We start from the raw sequence: 22363 nt of genomic DNA, 5'->3' as shown, positions 1-22363 counted from the left end.
CCCCCCCCCCCCGCCCCGCCCCCGGCCCCCCCCCCCCCCCCCCCCGCCCCCGCCCCGCCCCCCCCCCCCCCCCCCCCGCCCCCCCCCCGCACCCGGCGCGCCGCCCCGCCCGGCCCGGCCCCCCACCCACCGGCACCCGACACGCCACACGCGCGCACCGCCACGCGCACTCGACCGACCGCCCCTCCAAGCAGCGGGACTCGCGGTCCCGCCCTTCGGGATCGTTCCGCGGCGCTCGACCACGGCGCGACGCGCCCCTTCGCGGGCCACCAAAGGAATGGAGGCAGATACCGCTGCGCCAAGCGCGTTTCCTCGCGGCACGAGCGCTGCACCAGGTCAGCGAGGTCACCGCGTATGGGCACAACACGCACTGGCAATCCCCTCTCTACGACCGGCATGAGCGTCGAGTCATCGCGGCGCCTCGCGTCACCGCTGCGCGCGAAGGTGCCCCGATCACTCTGCCGAGGCTTGCTCGCTGGCCTCTGCGCCGCCTGGGTCCTTGCTTGCGCAGGCGCTGACGCGACGGACGTCGCCGAGAGCGCCGGTGAGCTACGTGCCGACAGCGTTCGCGTCGTTGGGAGCATCGCGTATGGCGAGACCAAGACCGTCGACTACGACGTCGCGTACAACTCGCCTGCGCCCTACCGCGCGCTTCGGGTCACCGCCGCCGCCGGCGACGTGATCGTCATCGACGTTTCTGCGCAGCCGGCGCAAGGCTCGTCGACGTTGGCCGCCTCGGTGAGGATCGGCGACGACGCTTTTCGCGCGCTCGCCAGCTGCGCGCACGACAACGGCTCTCCCGGCGCCACCTGCAAGGTGACGCACGCCGTGGTTCGCAGCGGAACGCACTACGTAATGCTTGATGAGTACAACCGGCGCCGGACGACGTTTACGGTGACGCTCTCGAAGGGGACGGCATCAGCTGGCGGCTCATCGCAAACGCCGCCGGTCGAGACACCGAGCTGGAGTGCTGGCTTGGTGGGCGAGACCTTCGTGGGGACCGGGGCGTTCACGATAGCGGGCGGCGGTCGGTCGATGAGCGGCATGGCGTCGATGCGGCTCTCATACCGATACCCGTACAACACGGGAACTGAGCCCTGGGAGAAGCGTTGGTATGTGGAACCGTTCACGACAAACGTTTCGGCTCCGCCCACGAACGCGGCTCCGGTGAACGCCGACGGCAGCTTCAGCCTGAGCGGCGCCGGAGTGGGGAACTCTTCGTGGAACAGCGCGTTCACGCGCGTGGAGGGCCACATGCTTCCGGGCCGCATCGCCCGAATCACCAAGTTCGAGACCTGGGGCTCGAACGCAGTGACGCCGGGTCCGATTGGCGGTGGCGAGGTTCCGCATCGCGACGCCGCAACATCGCCCTTTGAGATCGCTCTGGCGCCAGCGCGCTAACGCAGCGCGCTCGTGTCGAGCAGCATGAGCGGTGTCTTGCGAGCTGGCTCTCCTCAGCGGGCCACGCTTACGAGACCGCGCAGCGCCGTGAAGTCGGCGCCCATGGCCGTGAACGCTCCTGTCAACCCAACGGCCACCCCGATGACGACCGCCACGACCAACGCGCGCCGGCGCTCGCGCCGCTCTTGACGATCGAGCTCCTTCCAGAAGTCCTCGGTCAGGATGGGGGCCGGCGCGGCGTTCGTCGCCTCCGTTCGAGGGCGAGGCTCCGGCTGCGGCCATTGAGGCGCCAGGCTGGGCGCGAGCATGAGCACAGGTGTCACTTCGCTGATGTCGCCCACGTGCGGCTCCATCAAGGCTGCGATGTCGAGCGGACGAAGGGCTGGCACTGTGCGGGCCGATTCTGCGCGTCGCCGCTTTCCCGTTTGGAGCGGGGGCGCCTCGGTTTCGTCTGCATCGACGTATCGGCGCTGCGGCTTGGCGAACGCGGCTTGGTGCATGACGAGCCCATACGCAAGGCCAAGGCCATGCCAGGCCTCGGCGCTTTTCAGGCACTTGCGCCGAGGGCCGCTCCCGAAGTCCCAACGCCGATCACCCCACTAGGAGCGAATCGATCACGGGGCGCATGTGGGGGCAGGCCCGCCTCAGCGGCTCCCTTCAGCTTGCGTCGCCGCTGGCCTTCTTCATCATGGCGGCGCGACGCTCGCGAAACTCACCGCGGATCGCGTCGACGTCTTCGGCGGTGAGCTTCTCGCGCAAGAGCGGAAAGAGCTGCTGCTCTTCGTTCTCGAGGTGCGCGTAGAGGAGCGTATGCATGCACTCTCCAAGCATCCGAAGCTTCTGCACCGCCTCACGGCACCGCGTCGCGTCGCCGCTCTCGAGGCCGTCGCAGACGTCGAGCAACTCGGGCAGCTTCGCGTCCAAGCACCGGTGCTCGAGCTCGAGTCGCTGGAGGAGCGGCTCCACTTCGGGCGCCCGCGCGCGCAGTCGCGGCAGGACGGAGTCGTGCTCGTCTGCGAGGTGGAGCGGGTAGGCCTCGGTGAAGTAGCGGCGGATCCGGGCGGCCGCTTCGGCCGCGTCGACGGGGCACGACTCGCCCTCCGCGAGGCGCACCGCCAGGTCTGCGAAGTAGCGGATGCGAGCGTGGCAATCGGCCAGCAAGTCGGAGACGCACGCGCAGTTGCTGGGAGGGTCCCAGGGCAAGAGCGAGCGACTTTGCTTGAGGGTCACGGCCGGCACTTCATGGGTGAATGGGACGCTGGGCCCCGAAGGCAAGGGTGTAAGCATACCTTGCAAAACGCCAGGTATGAACGCCGCTGAAAATCGTTCATCATTCCGTTCGTGACGCGGACCGGCTCCAACCAGCCTCACGACGAGCGGCGCGCGCTCATCTTGGCGGCGGCCGAACGGCTCCTTCGGCACTACGGCCCCCAGAAGACCACGATCGCCGAAATTGCCCGCGAAGCCGAGGTTGGCGTCGGAACGGTCTACCTCGAGTTCCCGTCCAAAGAGGCCATCGTCGAGGAGCTCTCGGCCGGCCGTCACCAAGCGGTTCTCGACGCGATGCGGCATGCCCTCGCGGGCGGCGGCACCTTCGTCGAGCGCTTTCGGCGGATGTTCGACGCGCGCCTCGCCGCCTTTCAAACGATCGAGCGGGAGGGCGCCCACGCGCGCGATCTCGTGCATTGCGTGAATCCGGCGGTGAAGACGGCGCATGGACGCTACAAGGCGGCGGAGCACGAGCTGCTCGCCGTGCTCCTCACGGAGGCTGTCGTCGCAGGGGAGTTCGACTGCCCGGACGTGGCCGACTGCGCCGCGGCGCTCCTCCAGGCTTACGCAGCGTTCGGCCCACCGATGGTGTTCGGCCAGTGTGCCGGCCTGACGGAACGCCTCGAAGCGCTTCACCGCGTCGTTCTTTACGGCCTCGTCCGGCGATAGCGACGACACGATCCCGCGAGGGCGAAGCGGCCCGGGGGGGAGGGCGCGAGGGCCGGGCCGGGGAGGGGCAGTTTGCATGCTAACTGTTGGGGCCGGCGCCCCGCGCGCCCGCCTCCCGACCGGCCGGTCGCGCCCGGCGACGCGTTCCGGTCTGTGGTCGCCTCCGTTGTCCTCCATCCGTCGCAGGCCCCCTTGACCGCCTCATGAACGAACTTAGGTTTCGTTCATCGCTCAACGGCGATGGCTCTGGGCCCGCCGGCTCAGGCAGAAAATCGGGCGCGGGAGCGCCCTCAAACCTCTTGCTCCTTCGCACGCGCACTCGTGGCGCGCGCGAGATGAGGCTGCATGACCACGCAATTTGGAAGTCTCCGCGGTGGCGCCCAAGCGCCCACGAACCCATTCCCGATCCTCCCCCTGCGCAACGGCGTCGTCTTTCCCGGCACACGGGTCACGCTGCCCGTAGGCCGCGAGAAGTCCGTCGCCCTTCTTCGTCACGTTCACCCGGGCGACATCGTCGGCCTCGTGACGCAAAAGCAGGCGTCGCTCCTCGACCCCGGTCAGGACGATCTCTACACGACCGGCGTTTTCGCCCGAATTGTGCAACTTACACGCGTCTCCGACTCGGAGATGCGCCTGGTCATTGAAGGGCTCGGACGCTTTCGCTTCGATCGCCTGACGGTGCGCGAACCCTACTGGCGCGGCGACGGCGAGCTGCTCTTGGACGTCAACACCGACGTCGCGAACGCCAACACGCTCGCGGAACGACTGCACCAAGATGTCCTCGCGCTCGCCGAGCGCGGCCTCGCGCAACCGCTCGCCTTCGCCGAGGGTGATGACCCGTCGCTCTTCGCCGACCAAGTCGCCTCAAGCCTCGGGCTCTCGACCGAGAAGGAGATGCGCGTCCTCGAGGCGCTCGACGTCGCGGAGCGACTCGAGCTCGTGGCCGCCTTCGCCGAGGAGCGGAAGGGCGCCGCCGACGTGAAGAAGAAGATTGAGAGCGAGGTGCGCAAAGAGATCGGCAAGAACCAACGAGACGCGCTCCTTCGTGAGCAACTGCGCGCCATCAAGAAGGAGCTCGGTGACGACGACTCGGACGCCGTCCAGCGTCTTCGAGAGCGCCTCGACGCGGCGGGGCTGCCGGACGAAGCGCGCGGCGTCGCCAACCGGGAGCTCAAGCGGCTCGAGTCCATGTCGGCGCAGTCGGCCGAGTGGAACGTCATTCGCTCGTACCTCGAGTGGCTCGCCGACTTGCCTTGGTCGGCGCGCGCCGACGCGAAACACGACATCGACGCCATCGCCCAGAAGCTCGACCAAGATCACTACGGCCTCGAAGACGTGAAGAAGCGCGTCCTCGAGCACATGGCGGTGCTCAGCCTCTCGCCGGAGAACCGTCGCGGTCAGATCCTGTGCCTCGTGGGGCCGCCGGGCGTCGGCAAGACGTCCCTCGGTCAGTCGATCGCCGACGCCACGGGCCGCCCCTTCGTGCGCATCGCCCTCGGCGGTGTGCGCGACGAAGCGGAGGTGCGCGGCCATCGTCGCACTTACGTGGGCGCGCTCCCGGGGCGCATCGTTCACGCGCTGCGGAAGGCCAAGGTCAAAAACCCCATCGTCCTCTTGGACGAGGTCGACAAGCTCATGGTCGGGTGGAGCGGTTCACCGGAGGCGGCGCTCTTGGAGGTCCTCGACCCCGAGCAAAACAAGACCTTCACTGATCACTACCTCGAGACGCCGTTCGATCTCTCGGAGGTCATCTTCATCTGCACCGCCAACACGCTGGAGCCGCTCTCGCCGCCGCTCCGTGACCGTCTCGACGTCGTCGAGCTCGGCGGCTACACGCTCGAAGAGAAGCTCCACATCGCGAAGAACCACCTCATCCCCAAGCAGCTCAAGGAGCACGGAATGGCGGCAGGCGCCGTCTCGATTACGACCGATGCGCTCAAGGAGACCATCTCCGCGTACACCCGCGAGGCGGGCGTGCGTCAGCTCGGGCGCCAAATCGTGCGCATGTGTCGCTCCGTAGCGCTGGAGGTTGCGCGGCGTCCAAAGACCCAAGCCGCGGATGCCCCTTTGGCGCCCATCACCCTCGACCAAGGCGATCTCGATCGGGTCCTCGGCAAGCCGCGCTTCTTCGCCGACGTCGCGGAGCGCACGGCGCTTCCCGGTGTGGCCACGGGCCTCGCTTGGACGCCGGTCGGTGGCGACATCCTCTTCATCGAGACGTCGCGCATGCGCGGAAAGGGCCGCCTAGAGATCACCGGGCAGCTCGGGGATGTCATGAAGGAGTCAGCGCGCGCGGCGCTCACCTACGTGCGAAGTCACGCCGAGCTCTTGGGCGTCGACCCGGACTTCTTCGAGAACAACGACGTGCACGTGCACGTGCCTGCTGGCGGCGTGCCCAAAGATGGTCCCTCCGCCGGCGTCACGATCTTCACAGCGCTCACGTCGCTCCTCACGAGCCGACCGGTGCGCCCCGACACGGCGATGACCGGTGAGGTGACCCTTCGCGGTCGCGTGCTCCCCGTAGGCGGCATCAAGGCGAAGGTGCTCGCGGCGCATCGCGCTGGCATGAAGCGCGTGATCCTGCCGAAGAAGAACGCGCGCGACCTCGACGACGTGCCGGCGGAGGTTCGCGCTTCGCTCGACATCGTCTTCGCCGAGGACATGAGCGACGTCCTCGCGGCGGCCCTCGCGGAGCCGACGATCGCCGCGGAAGACGCTGTGGCCAACGCCGCCGGCGTGGTCCCCGTCTGAGGCCGGGCGGGAAAAGACGGGCGCTCCGTCGGCCGCCAAGGTGGCGCCATGTTGGCGGTTCGCGCCGCGCCCCGTCGCGATAGACTCGGCCGCGCCGCCCGTTGCGGCGCACGCCAAGGAGTTCGCATGAGCCTCGTCACCTGGAGCTTTCCCACCCGCATCGTCTTCGGCGCCGGCGCCATCGCCGGATTGGCAGACGTGGTCAAAGCGGCGGGAGGCAAGCGAGCGCTCGTCGTCGTCGACCCTGGCGTCGTCAAGATCGGCATCGCGGCCAAGGTGCAGGGCATCCTCGAGAAGGGCGGCGTTCCCGCGGCGCTCTTCGATCGCGTGGCTGCCAACCCCGTCGAAGAGAACGTGATGGACGGCGTCGCCGCGTACAAGGCTCACGGCGCCGACATCATCGTCTCCGTCGGCGGCGGCGCGCCGCTCGACGTGGGCAAGCTCATCGCCCTCAAGACCACGCACGAGCGGCCCCTCGTCGACTACGACGACGCGACGGGAGGCGACCGCTTCGTCACCGCGAACGTGCCCCCTATTGTCACCGTGCCCACCACGGCGGGGACGGGCAGCGAAGTGGGGCGCTCCGGCGTCGTGACGCTGGCAGCCACGGGGCGAAAGACCGTGATCTTCAGCCCGTACCTCTTGGCCAAGACGGCCGTGCTCGATCCCGAGCTCACGACGAGCATGCCGGCGCGCATCACGGCCGCCACCGGGTTCGATGCATTGACTCACTGCCTCGAAGCCTTCGTGGCGCTTGGCGATCATCCCATGGCCGATGGCATCGCCCTTATGGGCTTGGAGCTGTGCGCGAAACACCTCGCGCAGGCCGTGGCGGTGCCCGGCGATCTCGTGGCGCGCGGCGCCATGATGAAGGCCGCGATGATGGGCGCCGTCGCGTTCCAAAAAGGTCTCGGCGCGTGTCACTCGCTCGCGCATCCGCTGTCGAGCGAGAAGGACATGCATCACGGGCTCGCCAACGCGTTGTGCCTGCCTGCCGTTGTCGACTTCAACGAGGCCGTGGCCCCAGAGAAGCTCGAACGTGTGAAGAACCTCTTTGACAGCAAGGCGCCGAGCTTGTCGCACGCGCTCCGGGACCTCCGCGCACGCATCGGTCTTCCGAGCGGCCTTGGCAAAGAGGGCGTGACCAAGAACGACATTCCGAAGCTCGCCGCGAAGGCCTTCGAGGACGCGTGCCATCGGTCGAATCCGAAGCCGACGACGGCTGACGATCTTGCAGCGCTCTACGAAGCGTCTCTCTAAGGCGACGTTTCGGCGGGGGCGGAAGCCGCCAAAATTAGCCACGATCGCAGCGATCATGGGCGGTGCTCTCGCCGATCATCGCTGCGAGCGACTGCACGCTGCGGCATCGAGCGGCCTCGACTCACGCGCGCGAGCGGCACCGCTGCAGACGCGTGCGCGCGATCTCGCGGAGATGCCGCTGGCACGTCGAGTGCTCCGTTGCCGCTCATGCAACAGCAGAGGAAGCAGACCCTCATCTACGGGCTCCTCACGCCGCAGAGCGGCATCCGCATTCCTGCCGCGGCGGCCGTCGACTCGGAGCGGACGGTGCTCTTCCCGGCGACGTACCCCGAGAATGTGCTCGAGACGTTTGCGCCCGACGTGCGCGAGGCGCCGCCCGCGAACGCTATCTCGCAAGGGGACCAGCACGACGAGGCACCAGTTTCGGTCACCGACGTCGACGCCCGCGAGCCGCCAACGGAGCCACACATCGCTGTGGCCGACCCCTTCGAGGTCGACGCTCAGCTGGCCGACATCGGTGAGAGCGCGGCCGCGCCGACCAGATTGACGACTCGGAGGCGGCGTTCTTCGCGTCGGCACCCGTGACACCCCTCAGATGATGCTCGTCGTTGACAGCCCGCCGCCGCCGAGCGCCCGCACGCTGTGCTCCGTCGGCGTCGCGCCGCCGCGGGTGCCCTCGCCGCGCGAGCTGCGGCAAAGGCGCCATGACCTCACGTTCGTTGGAAAGCGGCCAGTGGCGCCCCGCTTCGACGCGCAGCGGCGATGGTTCCTGTGGCTCTCAGGCTGGTCTTTGCCGCCGTTTGCCGCCTAGGACTCCTCTTCCGCCGGAACCGACGACCCTTGCGCGAAGAAAACATATAAACGATCGTGGTCGCCTCACTTCTCGCGAGGCCCCATGACCATCCAAATCGGCGACCCAATTCCTGACGCGACGCTCTACGAGTCCACGGAGTTTGGCGAAGCGTGCCCCGTTTCGCCGGGTAAGGTCTCGGTCCGCGAGGCCACGCAAGGCAAGCGCATCGTCGTCTTCGGCCTGCCCGGCGCGTACACGCCCACGTGCTCATCGAAACACGTCCCCGGTTACCTCGAAGCGTTGCCGGCCCTGAAGGCCAAGGGCGTTGATGAGGTCTGGTGCGTTTCGGTCAACGACGGCTACGTGATGGCCGCCTGGGGTCGCGAGCAACATGCCATCGGCAAGCTCCGCATGTTGGGCGACGGCAGCGGCGAGCTGACGAAGAAGCTCGGTCTCGAACTCGACCTCAGCGAGAGCGGAATGGGCCTTCGCATGAAGCGCTTTTCGATGTTCGTCGACGGCGGCGTCGTCAAGCAGGTCAACGTCGAGGCGCGTGGCAAGTTTGAAGTGAGCGACGCCCAGACGATGCTCAAGCAGTTGGGCTGACGGCATGCTCCCGGAAAAGAAGCAGGTCCTCATCGTCGACGACGAGGTCAACCTTCGGAAGGTGCTCTCGGCGCAGCTCTCGCGCGACGGCTACGACGTCATGACGGCGGAAGACGGCGCCGAAGGTCTGCGCCTCTTGGGTGAGAACCACATCGACCTCGTCATCACCGACCTCAAGATGCCCAAGGTCGACGGCATGACGCTCCTGCGGCGCGCGCTGGAGGAGATGCCCGATCTGCCGGTGGTGATGATCACCGCGCACGGCACCGTCGATACGGCCGTCGAAGCGCTCAAGATTGGCGCCTTCGATTACCTTACCAAGCCCTTCGATTGGGACGAGGTTCGGCAGATCGTCGCCAAGGCCCTCAAGACGAAGCAGCTCGCCGAAGCCGACGCATCACCAGCGAAGGCCGCCAAGGACGCGCGCTTCGACATCATCGGTCAGTCGCCACAGATCTTGGAGCTCTTCGCCGTGCTCGAACGCGTGGCCGACACGCCTACGACGGTGCTGGTGACCGGCGAGAGCGGCACGGGCAAAGAGCTCGTGGCCCGCGCGCTTCACGACCACTCGTCGCGCCGCGGAAAGCCGTTCATCAAGGTCAACTGCGCCGCGATTCCCAAGGAGCTCATCGAGAGCGAGCTCTTTGGTTACGAGCGGGGCGCGTTCACGGGCGCCGTGGCGTCGAAGCCCGGTCGCTTCGAGCTCGCCAACGGCGGAACCTTGTTCTTGGACGAGATCGGCGAGATTCCCCTCGAGATGCAGGTGAAGCTCCTCCGGGCGCTTCAAGAGAGCGAGTTCGAGCGCGTCGGCGGCATCAAGACCATCCGCGTCGACGTGCGGCTCGTGGCGGCGACGAACCGAGACTTGAAGAAGCTCAAGGCGTCGGGCGCGTTTCGCGAGGATCTGTTCTACCGACTGAACGTCGTTCCGATTCAGCTCCCCGCGCTCCGCGACCGTACGAGCGACATTCCCCACCTGGTCGATCACTTTCTCGGCAAGTTCAACGAGCGCCTCAAGAAGGCCATCACGGGCGTCGACGCGGAGGCGATGGACGTGCTCGTGAGCTACCCGTGGCCCGGCAACATTCGCGAGCTCGAGAACGTCATCGAGCGAGCAGTTCTGTTCTGCGACACGCAAAGGCTCACGATCGGCGCGTTGCCGCCGGAAGTCCGCGGCTCGCACGCGGAGAACGCCGCGCTCATCGCCGCCGAGGGCCACGACCTGGCGGAGGCCCTCGCCGGCGACGGCGGCCTCAAGGAGCACGTGCGCGTGGCCATGAGCCGCCTCGAGCGTGAGCTCGTGAGTCGCGCGCTCGCGCAGACGAGCGGAAATGTGACGCACGCGGCGCGCCTGCTGAAGATCTCGCGCAAGGGCTTGCAGCTGAAGATGAAGGAGCTGGGCCTTCGCGAGAGCGAAGGTCCGAAGGGCGACTAAAGGGGCGCCTTCATGCGTCGACGCACGGCCGCGCTCGCGACCACCGCGCTGGTGCTCGGCGGCTGCTCCATTCGCGACAAGGGGGGGAGCCTCGACGCTTCGGCGGCCCCTGCGGCCTTGCCCAAGGCGGCGACCGCGCCCGAGCGTCCGGGCATGATCCTCATCCCCGAAGGCGTGTTGCGCGCCGGCACGCCCAGGGGTCGCGCCCCTCGCATCGCCGAGGAAGAAGCCGCGGGCGTCCCCGTAGCGCTCAAAGCCTTCTACATCGACCGTCTGCCGTATCCGAACGAAGCGGGCGGGATCCCCACCACGAACGTGACCCGGGATGACGCGGCGCGAATGTGTTCCGCGGAGAAGAAGCGCCTGTGCACGGAGCTCGAATGGGAGCGCGCGTGCAAGGGCCCCAGCAACAGCACCTACGAATACGGGGACGCCTACAAGGAGAACGTCTGCGACACGGGGCGACCGGCTCTCGTGGCCGCACGGCGGCCATCAGGCGAACGGACCGCGTGCAAGAGCGGCTTCGGCGTCATGGAGCTGCACGGCGGTGCGTGGGAATGGACCGACAGCGTGTGGAATCGTGGCGCCGCGGCTCGCCCCGCGGTGCTGCATGTCCTGCGCGGAGGGAACGCCGAGGCCGGTGAGATCGTCGGCCGGTGCGCCAACGCCATCGCTCGCGGCGGGACGACGAAGAGTCCGGCCACCGGCTTTCGCTGCTGCGCCGGTGAGCCCAACCTCGCCGTCGTGAAGGTGCCGGACCCGCAGGTCATCGTCTTCGAGCGCGCCCTTGAGCTGCAGAAGGCCGCCACCGCGCTGAGGAGCGTCGGAACGAAGGCCCTCGGCGGCGGGCAAGGCGACGCCGAGTTCGTCGCCCGCGTCGCCTGGTTCTGGCGTCCGACGCCCAACGACGAGCTGCGCATCGTGTCGGGATGCATCGACAGCGTTGCGGCGCCCCGTGTAGACGCTGGCGTCGACAAGCGCGCGCGCTGCGGCGTGCTCGTCGCGCGCATCGTCGAAGCGGAGCCGACCGTTGACGAGCGCATGGACCAGCCGCCAAGTGCCGATGCCGGCGCGCCTCTCGTGCGCGCTGGTGGCGGGACCGTCGACGTGCAGCTCCTCGCGAGCATCGAGTCCGGCTACCAACTCTCGGAGGTCGTGCTCTTTGGCAACGCGAAGCGCCTTCGCATGTGGGGCATCGACAAGGCCGGAACGTTCGTCCGCGAATTCGGCTACAGCTTCGGACGCGTCGAGGTCGGCGAGCCTAAGCGGCATTGAGCTTCAAACAATGAGGTTTGAAGTACGCGCGCACAACCCCCAAACAAAATGTTTGAAAAACGCGCCGCGGACTTGACCGCCGGGCGATCCTGATGCACAAGTGAATGGTCGGCGCGCTTCCCGCGTCGAAGACCACGCATCCAACGAGCTCGCCATGAACTCCCCCTCCTCAAACTCGCAGCCAAACGCGCGACCTGCCTCGGTGCAGGGCTTGTGCGCGACCGTCGCGACGCTCGAGTGTCGGGCGGCGCAAGCCGGGCTCGGGCTCGAAGCCGAGCATGCCACCCTCCAGGGTGCGGTCATGCCGGTCCAGCGGGGGCCATCCTAGGGTACGCCAACAGAAGGTTTCAGACCTTCGAGGGCCACCTGGGAGACCCCCCCGGGTGGCCTTCCGCGTTTCAGGGCCGCGTGCGGCCCACCGGCGCGGTGTCGAACGCCGGTGCGCGCCTGTCTCGAGTCGTCCCGTTCGGGGCGCTCGGGATTGGCCGGTGCCACGGGCCCGTGTTCCGGGTGCCGCTCGCGCTCTTTTGCCCGAAGGTCCGACCTCCACCATCGGCGGGCCGGTTCGGAGATGCCGCCGCGTCTACCCCACGCGGGCAAATACAAACAAGATATTCAACACGGTAAAACGTTAACTCAATCACACTTGATGGCCCGAAGCCTCATGGCTTCGCGACGTTCCGGGATCGTCTAGCGGGAGGACGCTGGGCTCTGAACCCAGAAACGCAGGTTCGAATCCTGCGCCCGGAGCCCTGGCTTGCGTGTCGGTTGCGAGCTCGCTGCATCGAAGGGTGCCGCGCGCCCGCGCTCGCCTCCAAGCGCTGTTCTTTGACAACTCGATGCCAAGACGTTTTGGCGCGCGCGGTGATCGCCATCACCGCTTCGTGCGCGGAGGCCGCCTCAAGCGACTCTCGGCGCACGGCGCGCCACAACAACATTCCAGCGTGGCCCAATGGCAGGGCACCCGGCTGTTAACCGGGGGTGTGAAGGTTCGAGTCCTTCCGCTGGAGCCGCTCAAGTCGCTAGGACTTAGACTTCGCGCCGCCGCTCGCTGGCGCTCGCGGACGCGAAGTTACGAGTCCTTCCGCTGGAGCGAAATCTCTCGCGCTCGTTCCTGTCGTCCAATGGAGAAGATCTCCGGCTTTCACCCGGAAGATGCAGGGTTCGATTCCCGCCAGGAACTCCGATCGCGCATCGCACGCCGCTTCGTCGTGTGTCGCGCGCTCCATCGATGGTGACGTTGCTCGTCTGGGACGAGGGTCGGCCGTGAACCGACGGAGACGGGTTCGATCCCCGTACGTCACCCTGCGAAGCGCTCACGCCGGCTCAGCGTGACGCTCCGTGCATGAAGTTTGGGACCGTAGCTCAACGGGAGAGCACCCGGTTTGCACCCGGAGGATGTGGGTTCGATTCCCATCGGCTTCCACCGCCAGGTACCACCACGTCGCGCGTAAAAAAAAGTGGCGCGCGTCGTGGTGGTAGCCGGTATCCGCGGACATCGTCGAAAGGCAAGACCGCAGTCTTCCAAACTGCTGATGCGGGTTCGATTCCCGCTGTCCGCTCCACGTGCCACACGGCGCTCCTCCAAGCGTCGCCCGTGGCCACGTTCGAGCCGAATCTCTGAGAGGAGCGCGGACTGCAAATCCGTGCGCGAGGGTTTGATTCCCTCTCGGCTCTCGGTTTAGGGGAACCCTGGGCGGGTTCCCTCTTTCTTGCGTTCCGCAAGAAAGAGCCTCCCTCCGCCGCCTCGGCGGCCGAGGCGCTTCCGCTTCGGTCTTCGCCTCGCGGAAGCGAGGGCGTCGTTTCGAATGGGGCGTCGTCGCGGAGCCTGCCTCCGCCTATTGCTATGCTTTGGAGTGGTTCCGGTCTGGGGCCCCCCCCCCCCCCCCCCCCCCCCCCCCCCCCCCCCCCCCCCCGCCCCCCCCCCCCCCCCCCCCCCCCCCCCCCCCCCCCCCCCCCCCCCCCCCCCCCCCCCCCCCCCCGCCCCCCCCCCCCCCCCCCCCCCCCCCCCCCGCGACGCCTCCCCTCCGCCGCCTCGCCAGGCCGAGGCGCTTCCGCATCGGTCTTCGCCTCGCGGAAGCAGGGGCGTCGTTTCGAGTGGAGCGTCGTCGCGGAGCCTGCCTCCGCCTCGCCTACTTGCTACCTGTCCCCATCGTCTAGCGGCCAAGGACGTTTGGTTCTCATCCAGAAAACACAGGTTCGACTCCTGTTGGGGACGCTGGCGACTGACTCGCGCCTTCGTTCCGCCGGAAGCGGTCTCGAGCGTCCGAAGCTCGATGGCTCGGTTCGACTCCGAGCGGAGGCACAACAGAAACGACGACGGAAGCGGCAGATGCCGTGAGGACTACATCAACCTTGGGCGTTGAGAGCAACGATCGCTGATCGCTGCGCTCGTGTCTTCGCACACCTTGCTGCCGTTTACGTCCTTGCAAGCCGCCGCCCAGGCCCAGATAGCGGGGCACCTCACTGGTAACGAGGAGACGGAGGGTGCGATTCCCTCGGGCGGCTCGGCGCGAACGCTCGCGCGCTCGCGAAGTCACGAAAGCAAGTCACGAAAGCAAGTCACGAAAGCAACGCTGCGTCCCGGCAGGAAGGCGGGCCTCATAAGCCCGACCGTGGTGGTTCGACTCCATCCGCAGCGACCCACTCTTCCGGAGTCGTCCAACGGCCAGGACATGCGGCTTTGACCCGCAGAACGAAGGTTCGAATCCTTCCTCCGGAGCTTCGAACGGCCCGCCGCCTGCCGCGCGCTGCCGCTCCGCATGAATCATCTGGGTGTAGCTCAAAGGCAGAGCTCTCGGCTTGGGACCGAGAGATGCACGTTCGATCCGTGCCACTCAGACCAAAGGCACCGTGAGCCGCCCGCGCGGCGTCATGGTGCATCCGCGGGGGAAGCCATCTGGTGATGGCGTCTCTGTGACAAGGAGAATTGGGCGAGTTCGATCCTCGCTCCCCGCACCGCTGCCGCGCCTTCGCGGTAGCCAACTTCGCCGACGTAGCCCAACGGCAGAGGCCGCACGCTTAGAACGTGCTCAGTGTCCGTTCGAATCGGACCGTCGGTACTCATGCGTCGAGTCGTTCGACTCGATGCGTGCTTCACGCGTCACCGTGGTGGAACGGCATACACGGCAGGCTGAGAACCTGCGCGCGATTCGCGCATGAGGGTTCAACTCCCTCCGGTGGCACTTTTGCGGGGCTCGCTCTCTGGTGAGAGCACCTGCCTTACAAGCAGACCCAGGAGAGTTCGATCCTCTCGCCCCGCACCGGCTGGTCGCACGTCAGCACGATATCGGCGCTGTCGCGCGTCGCGCTCGTCAGCCGCGTGTGGAAGGTAAATTGGCCTCAGGGCCAAGCCTGTCTCGAAAACAGTGCGCGCCGCGAAGAGCGGCGTGGGGTGCGAGTCCTCTACCTTCCTCCTTCGCCGGGCGTCGTGCGCCCTTGCATGGCATCGGTTGTCGAAGAACCACCGCCCTACAAACCTGCGCATCTCCCGGACGTCCGCGCACGCCTCGATCTGGGTTGCTGGTGCGCTCGCGGAACGCGAGTACCTCTTGCTTCAGGCTTCCACCATCCCGCAGAAATCGCGCTCTGGTCGCAGAACCGGTGAGTCGCCCCCCCTATTTCTCGGGGAACCGCTTTTCGAAGTCGTCCACCACGGCCGCGCTCTCATTGACGACGCGCTGGCTAATCATCGCGTTCTTGCCGAACCAACCGAACGCGCGCAGCGACGACGTGAACCCTGAGGCCCCGCCGCGGAGCGACAGGTCGCGCGTCGACGTGAACGCGTCGGGCATCTTCGACAGCTCCGCCTGAAGGTTCTGCTTGGCATAGCCGGTGACGGCAGCCGAGACGTGGCACCCGGCGCAGGGCAGGTCGTCGGGTGAGTACTTCGCGGGATTCTCGATGCGCGCGAAGGCCCCCAGGGCCTTCTCGAGCGCCTCTCGCGACGCGGCCTTCGCGCCGTCGCTCGAGAGGAGCAGCGACGTGTCTTCGGGGGCCTTCTCGACGGGAAGAAAGTCGAAGCTGTAGCCGCCGTCCGACGGCGTGAGGATAACCCGTTGATTGCTCTTTCCAACGCCGACGATGTCGAGCTGCGCAAGGACCCCGTCCTTGCGGTCGAAGCCTCCAAAGAACCAGACCTCGTTGGTGGGCGGGGCCCGGAGGAAGAAGGTCATGCGAATGAAGTTCTGCTCGCCGGCGAGGCGAAGGACGAGCGCGTTCAGCGCCGTCGCGTACGGGCCCTCGCCGCCCTGGGCCGCAAACCCTGCATGCACGTCGAGCGGTCCGTCGGCTACCTCCGGCGCGAGCGAGCGGAGGCGGCGCAGCTCCCGCACCAGCCCCGGCAGTTCGGCGTCCGAGAGTTTGTAGAAGAGGTGAACGGCTGAATCGCGCGTGTCGCCCTTGTCCGTGATCGGCTGCATGACGAGACGAATCTGCGCCTCGCAGTCGCTCTGCGGGTGTCGGAAACATCCGTCGAAGCGCACCGCCACGGCGCGCAAGCGCGTGTAGTCGAGCCCTTGCTTTGGCACGACAGGGAAGGGCGGGATCGCGTCGTAGACAGCCATGGGCAGGAGCTCACCGCGCTCGCCCGCGCTGGTCGGGCCCAGGTACCCGGGAGCGGACGGCGAACTCGGGACCGGCAGGAGTACCGACACGTCGTTGAGACCAAGCGAAGGCAGCTTGGCCGCCGGCGCTGCCGCGTCGGGCGTCACGCTCGGTTCGGAAGAGGCTTCGCAACCGGCCGCCGCGAGCGCGAACCAAACGAACACAATGGCGGACCCACGCATGAGCGGTCTGCTAGCAGAGTCGCCTCGTGGGCGCCACCGTTCGGCCTCACCCCGGGCGTGCGTGACCTACCAGCCCGTCGTGCGGTAGTCCTTCAAGAACTTCCCGTACACGTGCGTCCCCGTGAGAAGGCCCGAGAAGAACGGATCGCAGATGCGGGCGGCGCCGTCGACGATGTCGAGCGGCGGCTGAAAGTCGTGCACGTCGGTCTTGCGCGCCGCGATGGCCGCCGGGTCTTCGTCGGTAACCCAGCCCGTGTCGACGGCGTTCATGTGGATGCCGTCCTTCACGTAGTCGGGCGCCGACGTGAGCGTCATCATGTTGAGCGCCGCTTTGGCCATGTTCGTGTGCGGGTGCTTGTCGGTCTTCGTGCCGCGCGAGAACTGCCCCTCCATGGCCGAGACGTTGACGACGTGCTTGTCGCGATTGGCCGTGCGCAACATGAGCGGCTTGAGCTTGCTGCACAGGATGAACGGCGCCACGGCGTTGACGAGCTGCACCTCGATCATCTCGGGGCTCGGCACGTCGGCGAGCGTCAAGCGCCAGCTGTTGATGGCGCGGAGGTCGACCTGCTGAAGGTCCGCGTCGAGCCGCCCTTCGGGGAAGAAGCTCGCGGCCGCCGGCTCGCCGTCTCCGTAAGGCATTTGCGACAGGAGCGCCGACGCGGCGATGCCCACGCCCGCACGCGAGTCCTTGAGCGGCCCGAGCAGGGCGCCACCGGCCAGCGAGCCAGACCCAGAAAGCGCCGTCATCTGCGGTGCTGCGCTGCCGCCGAGCGCGAGCTCAGCGAGGTGATCATGCGCGCGGAGGAGGGCACGCTCCAGCTCTGGAAGCTGCCTCGACGGCAAGAGCTCTCGCTCCAGGAGGTGCGCGTAGTAGGCCGGCGGCCGCCGGACTGTTTGCGCCGCGTTGTTGATGAGGATGTCGAGGCGCGGCTCGTTCTCCTCCAGGTAGCGCGCGAAGATCTCGACGCTCGGTGCGTGCCGGAGGTCGAGACCGTGCACCGTGAGCCGATGGCCCCAAGCCGCGAAGTCCGTCTCGGCGGCGTAGCGCTTCGCGGCATCATGCGGAAACCGGGTCGTTACAACGACGCGGGCGCCAGCACGCAGCATCATCAGCGCGGCCTGAAAGCCGATCTTCACGCGTGCTCCCGTGATGACCGCGACGCGACCGTCGAGCGGCGCCGACTGAAAGCGCTTGCCGTAGTTGAAGTCGCCGCAGCTCGCGCACAGAGCGTCGTAGAAGAAGTGGAGCCGCGTGAACTCGGCCTTGCAGATGTAGCAGTTGCGAGGCTGCGAAAGCTCGCGCCGCGCCAGTGCGTTGCCTGGCTGCTCGGGACGCGCCCCCGGTTCGGTGACCCCCGGTTCGGTGAGCCGTGCCGGCGCTGAGAAGACCTCGGCCTTCCGCGCCTCGCGAATCCCGGTCTCGCTCCGCAGCACACGATCCTGGTTCTTCTTCTTCTTGGCCTCCACGCGACGGAATGCCTTCGCCGTTCGCACCACCTCATGCCGAACGGGGCGTGACAGGCGGCCGGCCGCGATCAAGAGCGCCCGCCTCGTCGGTTCGTCGAGGTCGGTCAGTCCCGTGCGATCGGTCACGAGTGCCTCCAGAACACTGAGGCAGCGGCGGATGTCGTCGTCGGAGATGGAGGCCATGGGGACTACGGCCTCGCAGCATGGCGCAAGGAAGCCCTCGCGGAAAGACCGACTTCGTTGACGTCGCCGCGAAAATACCCGGAATTGCCCGGGGAAGAGCCTCTCCCGCATGAGCGTTCTTTGGGCATGGGAACGCTACGAGTCGTCTTCGCCTGCTCCGTTGCAACGGCCCTCCTCGCGGCTTGCAGCGGAGACCTCGGGGCGAACGATCGGTCGGCCCCGCTCGCCGAAGGCGCGGCGTCGATTGAGCCCATGGCGCCCGCCGCCGATGCTGGACCGACCCTTGCCGAAGAGCCCCTCGCGCTGAAGCCCGAGCCTCGCCAACGCGTTGTGCCGGGCTTGCTCATCGCCGCGCCCACGACGGGCGCCTTCGCCACGGTGCAGGGGTTGTGTCGTGCCGTGGTGCGGGACGCGCACCGCACCCTCTCCGCTCGGGTTCGAGAAGCCCGCCATGAGCTCTCGCCCGGCGTTCCGTCGTGCAAAGAGCTCGCGAGGTTGCCGTTTGTGCCGAGCGGTGACTTCCGCTCGCTTCACGCCATTCGCGTCGACGACGGCGTCGCCGCCTCCTCGCAGCTCGTCGTTGAGCGCGCGCGTGGCTTCGTCACGACCGGCGTCGCGTGGGATCTGGCGGACCCCCTCGACCCGGGCTGCGGTTCCATCGTTCGGCCGGAGGCCCTCATCCCCCTGCGCGTCGAGGGGCGGCACTTGGTTGCGAGCCTCGTGGCGTCGCGTCTCCTCTATCAGGAGCCCCCGGCGTCAGCGTCGGACCCTGAGGGTTCGTTCGCGGAGCCGCTCGCCGAGCGCGCTCACTTCAAGTTCCCCGGGTGGTGCGCCGACGAGTGCGGGACGTTCGGTTGCCGCAGCATGGACCTCTACGAGGCCCCGGTCGGCGTGCTGCTCCCCAAAGACAACACGAACCTCGCGCCGCTCGACGTCACGTGGCCCGGCGAGGCTCCCTTCTTCGTGGGCTCCGACGGCGCGCTCGTCGTATTCGACAAATGAGCCAAGCGCTCCGCCTCTCGAAGGCGTCTTCCAGCGGAGAACGTAGTAAGACGTGGCGTGCGTTTGGCCCGCGTTTTCCTCATCGTCGCCTTGGGCGCGTGCAGCGCGTGCGACCCCGAGAGCGAGCAGGCGTCGCCCTGCAGAGAGGCCTGCGGAGACGCATCGGTGCAAGATGCACGTAGCGACGACGGCGGCGCGTTGCCCTCGGCGTGGCGCTGCCTGAGTCAGCCGCCGACTCGGCCGTCCGCGGTGCCGGCCACCGTGACGAGCCGTCATCGCTTCTTGCGACTCTTCACGGAGACTGCCGTCGTCGGGATGCCCGTGGAGGCCTGTGAGCGCTTCGAGGTCGATGCCGCGTCACCCGACGCCGGCAGTCCCCTCCGCTGCGTCGGGCCGCTCGCACAAGGCACCACCGATGCGGCTGGGTACGTGGCCTTGGCGTTGCCCGGAGGAAAGACCGCCGCTCTCGCGCTTCGGCCCAGTTCGTCGTTCCCGGACATGTTGCCGGTGCTCACGGATCTGCCCGCGAAGTACGAGAGCGACGACGGCGCGCGGGAGATCGCAACGGCGGAAGCCCAACACCTCTTGAGCGTCGCGGACGTTGAGCTCATCGCGTCGGTTGTGGGGGTCTCGATCGATCGGAGCCTCGGCGCCGTGCTGGCGTTGGGCGTCGATTGCGATGGCAAGCCGGCAAGCGGAATGAGCGCGCGCCTCGCTGCACCGGGGCCGACGACGGCTGGCTATTACGTCGTCGCCGGCGTGCCCAGTACGACCGCGACGGAGACTGGCGAACGAGGCGAGTTGGGCTTCTTCAATGTTCCGCCGGGTCAAGCGTCGGTGACGTTAGCCGTGCCTTCGTCCGGCCTGTCACTCGGGACGCGCAACCTCCCGGTGGCACCGGGCACGATCACGATGAGCGGCTTCGGGCCGCGCTTGTAGGGCGCGCTCATGACTTGAGCGTCTCCGCCGATGCGGCGCACGCTCAAGAAGAGACAGCGACCCAACCAACGCAACGCGCAACAGGAACGCCGATCGCTGAAGCTAGCGACAGGCACCGCGGCGGGACGCTATGCTCCGAAGACGCCGCGGCGCGGCGAGCTCGATGAAGCGTTGGAGTCTCCTCACGGTCGTGGCGGTTGCCCTGTGGGTGTCGCCTTCTGCGGCGCAGACGCCGTCGCCGGCTGATCGTGAAACGGCGCGGACGCTGATGGACCAGGGCGACCGCGCCTACGCGGAGAAGCGCTTCGCCGATGCGCTCCGCGCCTACCGCGACGCCGACGCGATCATGCACGTGCCGACGACGGGCGCCGAGCTCGCGAAGGCCCACGAAGCCCTCGGACAGCTCCTCGAAGCCAAAGAGGCGTGTCGCCTCGTGCTCGCGTATCCGAGCGAGGCGACGGAGCCGGCGCCGTTCAAGGCAGCGCGCGAAGGTTGTGCGACCCTCGCGCAGTCGCTCGGCGACCGAATCCCGAGCGTGACGTTCCGCATCACGGGACTTCAGCCTTCCGATGCCTTCCAGATGACCATCGACGGGGTGCCGGTTCGCGGGACCTCGTTGGAGGTGCTCCGTCGCGTAAACCCGGGGCCGCACCGCGTCGTGATCGTTGCGCCGGGGTACGACGACACGGCAGCAACGTTCGCGGTCACGGAGCGGAGCGCCCAGCGCGTGGACCTCGCGATGCGCGCGTTGACGTCCGCAGCGACGCCGGTGACAAGACCACTGGCGGCGGAGCCCGCGAGGGCCGAGGCAACGCCTTCTGCGCGACCCGCTCCCGAAGAACACGCGGCGGTGCCGCTCTACGCGAAGGTCGCCTTCGGCGTTGGGGCCGTCGGCGTCGGCGTGGGCGCCGTCGTCGGGGCCATGGCGCTGTCCCGCGTGAGCCGCGCAAGGGAGCTCTGCGTTGGCAACGAGTGCGATCCCGCGGCGAGCAACGACATCGAGGCTTCCAAGTCGCTCAGTCACGTGTCCACGGCGGCGTTTGCCGTGGGCCTAGTGGGCGCCAGCATCGGGCTCGTTGGACTTCTCACGCGGTCCACGGCCGCATCGTCGCCGCGCGTCGAGGCCTACGTGAACGCGACCGGCGCCGGCGTCGCGGGGAGCTTCTGAGCGTGGCCATGAAGATCGCCAAGACGCGCCAGAAGAGGCCCCTTCGCGGCCTCATCGCCCTCGTCGCGCTCACCACGGCGTGCGAGCTCATCACCGGCGCCGATGATCTCTTCCTTCGCGAGCGCCCGGCCGCAACGTCAGACGCAGCCGCCGCCGATGCGGCCAACGAGGTCGACGCCAACGTTGACGGTGAAGCCGCCGACGGTGGTGTGTCCATCGATGGCGCCGTCGCCGACGCCTCAACAGCAGACGTCTCCCTTCTCGACGGCGGAGCAAACGATAGCGCTTTGACCGACAGCTCGAACGCCATCGACGCGAACGCCACCGACGCGAGCGCCACCGACGCGAGCGACGCGGCGCCGGGCGCGTGCGCGCTCGCGGGGTGCGATCCAAAAGCGACCTGCAGCTTCGTCGACGCGTCGGTCGTGTGCTCGTGCCCCAGCGGCTACGGCACTCCCGATGACGGACACACGTGCGTCGACATCAACGAGTGCTCGCCGGTGAACCCCTGCGGCAACGGCACCTGCACCGATCTCACGGGTGGGTTCTCGTGCAGTTGCCCCGGCGGCGGCTGCGTCGTCGCTTACGCCGCGAGCGGCCCGTACAAGTTCCGCGTGCCGTCGGGCGTCTCGACCATTCAGGTTCATCTCTGGGGCGCCGGCGGCGGCGCCTCGATCGGCAACAACGTCTTCGGCGGCGGAGGGGCTACACCACGGGCTCGCTCATCGTCGCCCCCGGCGCGACGCTCGACGTGCTCGTTGGAGCCGGCGGCGGCCCGGGCTTGAACGGCCCCACCACGGCGAAGGCGTTTGGCGGCGGCGGCGCCGGCGTAAACTACGGCGGTGGTGGTGGTGGTCGCAGCGAGCTTGGTCTCGGCGCGACGCCGTATCTCGTCGCCGGCGCCGGCGCAGGCGCCGGGTACCACACCCCAAACGTGCCTGGCGCCGGGGGCGGCCAACAAGGCACCGATGGCACCGCAAACTGCGTCGGCGGTGGTCACGGCGGAACGCAGACGGCCGGCGGCACGCCCGGCTCGGGCGCTGTAGTCGGCAACCCCGGTGCCGCCGGCGTTGGCGGTGACGCCACGTCGTCGCAGTCCGGAGGTGGCGGTGGTGGCTATTACGGCGGTGGAGGCGGCGGCAATACTTGCAGCGGCGGAGGAGGCTCCGGTTACGTTCGCGGCTCGTCGCCCGTCGTGTCGGGCACCACGACCGCGGGCAGCGCGACCACCCCTGCTGGGACGGCCAGCCCTCACTACGCCGGCAACGCCGGCAAGGGTGGCAGCGGTACGAAGTACACGGCGGTGACCAACGGAGGCATCGACGGGCGCGTCGTCGTCACGTGGTGAGACTCGT

Annotated in this window: 18 protein-coding genes and 15 tRNA genes; 29 read left to right on the top strand and 4 right to left on the bottom strand. The window is 68.0% G+C overall.

What is annotated here, in order from left to right; all coding sequences use genetic code 11:
- Positions 1–396 precede the first annotated feature (396 nt).
- Positions 397–1401 (top strand): hypothetical protein, encoded by a 1005-nt coding sequence (locus IPG50_28515; protein ID MBK6696108.1) that lies wholly within the window; start codon positions 397–399, stop codon positions 1399–1401.
- A 53-nt stretch (positions 1402–1454) separates the two neighbouring features.
- On the opposite strand, the gene IPG50_28510 is transcribed toward IPG50_28515, so the two are convergent.
- Positions 1455–1901, bottom strand: a complete 447-nt coding sequence (locus tag IPG50_28510; protein ID MBK6696107.1) for a hypothetical protein — start codon at positions 1899–1901, stop codon at positions 1455–1457.
- Positions 1902–2058: 157 nt separating this feature from the next.
- On the bottom strand, positions 2059–2631 hold the full coding sequence (locus IPG50_28505; protein ID MBK6696106.1) for a hemerythrin domain-containing protein: 573 nt from the start codon (positions 2629–2631) through the stop codon (positions 2059–2061).
- A 111-nt stretch (positions 2632–2742) separates the two neighbouring features.
- Between IPG50_28505 and IPG50_28500 the strand changes: the two genes are divergently transcribed.
- The 23 genes from IPG50_28500 to IPG50_28390 all read left to right on the top strand — a co-directional run bounded on the left by IPG50_28500 (position 2743) and on the right by IPG50_28390 (position 14874).
- Entirely contained in the window at positions 2743–3339 is a 597-nt protein-coding gene (locus IPG50_28500; protein MBK6696105.1) for a TetR/AcrR family transcriptional regulator, read from the top strand.
- A 345-nt stretch (positions 3340–3684) separates the two neighbouring features.
- Positions 3685–6090, top strand: a complete 2406-nt coding sequence (gene lon, locus IPG50_28495) for an endopeptidase La (protein MBK6696104.1) — start codon at positions 3685–3687, stop codon at positions 6088–6090.
- A gap of 126 nt (positions 6091–6216) precedes the next feature.
- Positions 6217–7350 (top strand): iron-containing alcohol dehydrogenase, encoded by a 1134-nt coding sequence (locus tag IPG50_28490; protein ID MBK6696103.1) that lies wholly within the window; start codon positions 6217–6219, stop codon positions 7348–7350.
- A gap of 207 nt (positions 7351–7557) precedes the next feature.
- On the top strand, positions 7558–7935 hold the full coding sequence (locus IPG50_28485; GenBank protein MBK6696102.1) for a hypothetical protein: 378 nt from the start codon (positions 7558–7560) through the stop codon (positions 7933–7935).
- A gap of 10 nt (positions 7936–7945) precedes the next feature.
- Positions 7946–8161 carry a hypothetical protein gene (locus tag IPG50_28480; protein ID MBK6696101.1) on the top strand — a complete coding sequence of 72 codons (216 nt, stop codon included), beginning with the start codon at positions 7946–7948 and terminating at the stop codon, positions 8159–8161.
- 84 nt (positions 8162–8245) lie between these two features.
- Positions 8246–8749, top strand: a complete 504-nt coding sequence (locus IPG50_28475) for a peroxiredoxin (protein MBK6696100.1) — start codon at positions 8246–8248, stop codon at positions 8747–8749.
- A 4-nt stretch (positions 8750–8753) separates the two neighbouring features.
- On the top strand, positions 8754–10184 hold the full coding sequence (locus IPG50_28470) for a sigma-54-dependent Fis family transcriptional regulator (protein ID MBK6696099.1): 1431 nt from the start codon (positions 8754–8756) through the stop codon (positions 10182–10184).
- Positions 10185–10196: 12 nt separating this feature from the next.
- Complete coding sequence (locus IPG50_28465; protein MBK6696098.1) at positions 10197–11459, top strand: SUMF1/EgtB/PvdO family nonheme iron enzyme; 1263 nt, start codon at positions 10197–10199, stop codon at positions 11457–11459.
- Between the two features lie 679 nt (positions 11460–12138).
- Positions 12139–12209, top strand: a tRNA-Gln gene (locus IPG50_28460).
- A 188-nt stretch (positions 12210–12397) separates the two neighbouring features.
- Positions 12398–12469 (top strand) — tRNA-Asn (locus IPG50_28455).
- 100 nt (positions 12470–12569) lie between these two features.
- Positions 12570–12642: transfer RNA gene (locus IPG50_28450), tRNA-Glu, on the top strand.
- A gap of 171 nt (positions 12643–12813) precedes the next feature.
- Positions 12814–12885: transfer RNA gene (locus IPG50_28445), tRNA-Ala, on the top strand.
- 65 nt (positions 12886–12950) lie between these two features.
- Positions 12951–13024, top strand: a tRNA-Gly gene (locus IPG50_28440).
- Between the two features lie 44 nt (positions 13025–13068).
- Positions 13069–13136, top strand: a tRNA-Cys gene (locus tag IPG50_28435).
- Positions 13137–13604: 468 nt separating this feature from the next.
- Positions 13605–13677: transfer RNA gene (locus tag IPG50_28430), tRNA-Glu, on the top strand.
- 217 nt (positions 13678–13894) lie between these two features.
- A tRNA-Thr gene (locus IPG50_28425) sits at positions 13895–13967 on the top strand.
- 142 nt (positions 13968–14109) lie between these two features.
- Positions 14110–14181: transfer RNA gene (locus tag IPG50_28420), tRNA-Gln, on the top strand.
- Between the two features lie 49 nt (positions 14182–14230).
- Positions 14231–14304 (top strand) — tRNA-Pro (locus IPG50_28415).
- 40 nt (positions 14305–14344) lie between these two features.
- Positions 14345–14417 (top strand) — tRNA-Val (locus IPG50_28410).
- Positions 14418–14448: 31 nt separating this feature from the next.
- Positions 14449–14521 (top strand) — tRNA-Leu (locus IPG50_28405).
- A 40-nt stretch (positions 14522–14561) separates the two neighbouring features.
- Positions 14562–14644: transfer RNA gene (locus IPG50_28400), tRNA-Leu, on the top strand.
- Between the two features lie 5 nt (positions 14645–14649).
- Positions 14650–14722: transfer RNA gene (locus IPG50_28395), tRNA-Val, on the top strand.
- Positions 14723–14785: 63 nt separating this feature from the next.
- Positions 14786–14874 (top strand) — tRNA-OTHER (locus IPG50_28390).
- Positions 14875–15076: 202 nt separating this feature from the next.
- Here IPG50_28390 and IPG50_28385 read toward each other — a convergent pair.
- Together IPG50_28385 and IPG50_28380 are read right to left on the bottom strand one after the other, a co-directional pair.
- Positions 15077–16246 carry a hypothetical protein gene (locus tag IPG50_28385; GenBank protein MBK6696097.1) on the bottom strand — a complete coding sequence of 390 codons (1170 nt, stop codon included), beginning with the start codon at positions 16244–16246 and terminating at the stop codon, positions 15077–15079.
- A gap of 66 nt (positions 16247–16312) precedes the next feature.
- Positions 16313–17899, bottom strand: a complete 1587-nt coding sequence (locus tag IPG50_28380) for an SDR family NAD(P)-dependent oxidoreductase (protein ID MBK6696096.1) — start codon at positions 17897–17899, stop codon at positions 16313–16315.
- 126 nt (positions 17900–18025) lie between these two features.
- On the opposite strand from IPG50_28380, the gene IPG50_28375 reads away from it, so the two are divergent.
- The 5 genes from IPG50_28375 (at position 18026) to IPG50_28355 (ending at position 22356) form a co-directional block, all read left to right on the top strand.
- Entirely contained in the window at positions 18026–18901 is an 876-nt protein-coding gene (locus IPG50_28375; GenBank protein MBK6696095.1) for a hypothetical protein, read from the top strand.
- Positions 18902–18958: 57 nt separating this feature from the next.
- Positions 18959–19840, top strand: a complete 882-nt coding sequence (locus IPG50_28370; GenBank protein ID MBK6696094.1) for a hypothetical protein — start codon at positions 18959–18961, stop codon at positions 19838–19840.
- A 163-nt stretch (positions 19841–20003) separates the two neighbouring features.
- Positions 20004–21008, top strand: a complete 1005-nt coding sequence (locus IPG50_28365) for a hypothetical protein (protein MBK6696093.1) — start codon at positions 20004–20006, stop codon at positions 21006–21008.
- 8 nt (positions 21009–21016) lie between these two features.
- Positions 21017–21793 carry a hypothetical protein gene (locus tag IPG50_28360; protein ID MBK6696092.1) on the top strand — a complete coding sequence of 259 codons (777 nt, stop codon included), beginning with the start codon at positions 21017–21019 and terminating at the stop codon, positions 21791–21793.
- Positions 21760–22356, top strand: coding sequence for a hypothetical protein (locus IPG50_28355; GenBank protein ID MBK6696091.1), 597 nt, complete (start codon positions 21760–21762; stop codon positions 22354–22356). The genes IPG50_28360 and IPG50_28355 overlap by 34 nt, the downstream gene beginning before the upstream one ends.
- Positions 22357–22363 lie beyond the last annotated feature (7 nt).

The sequence above is a fragment of the Myxococcales bacterium genome, from assembly GCA_016703425.1.
Classification (GTDB): domain Bacteria; phylum Myxococcota_A; class Polyangia; order Polyangiales; family Polyangiaceae; genus JADJCA01.
Note: the sequence above shows the minus strand (reverse complement) of the source record. Positions and strands in the feature narration are given on the sequence as shown.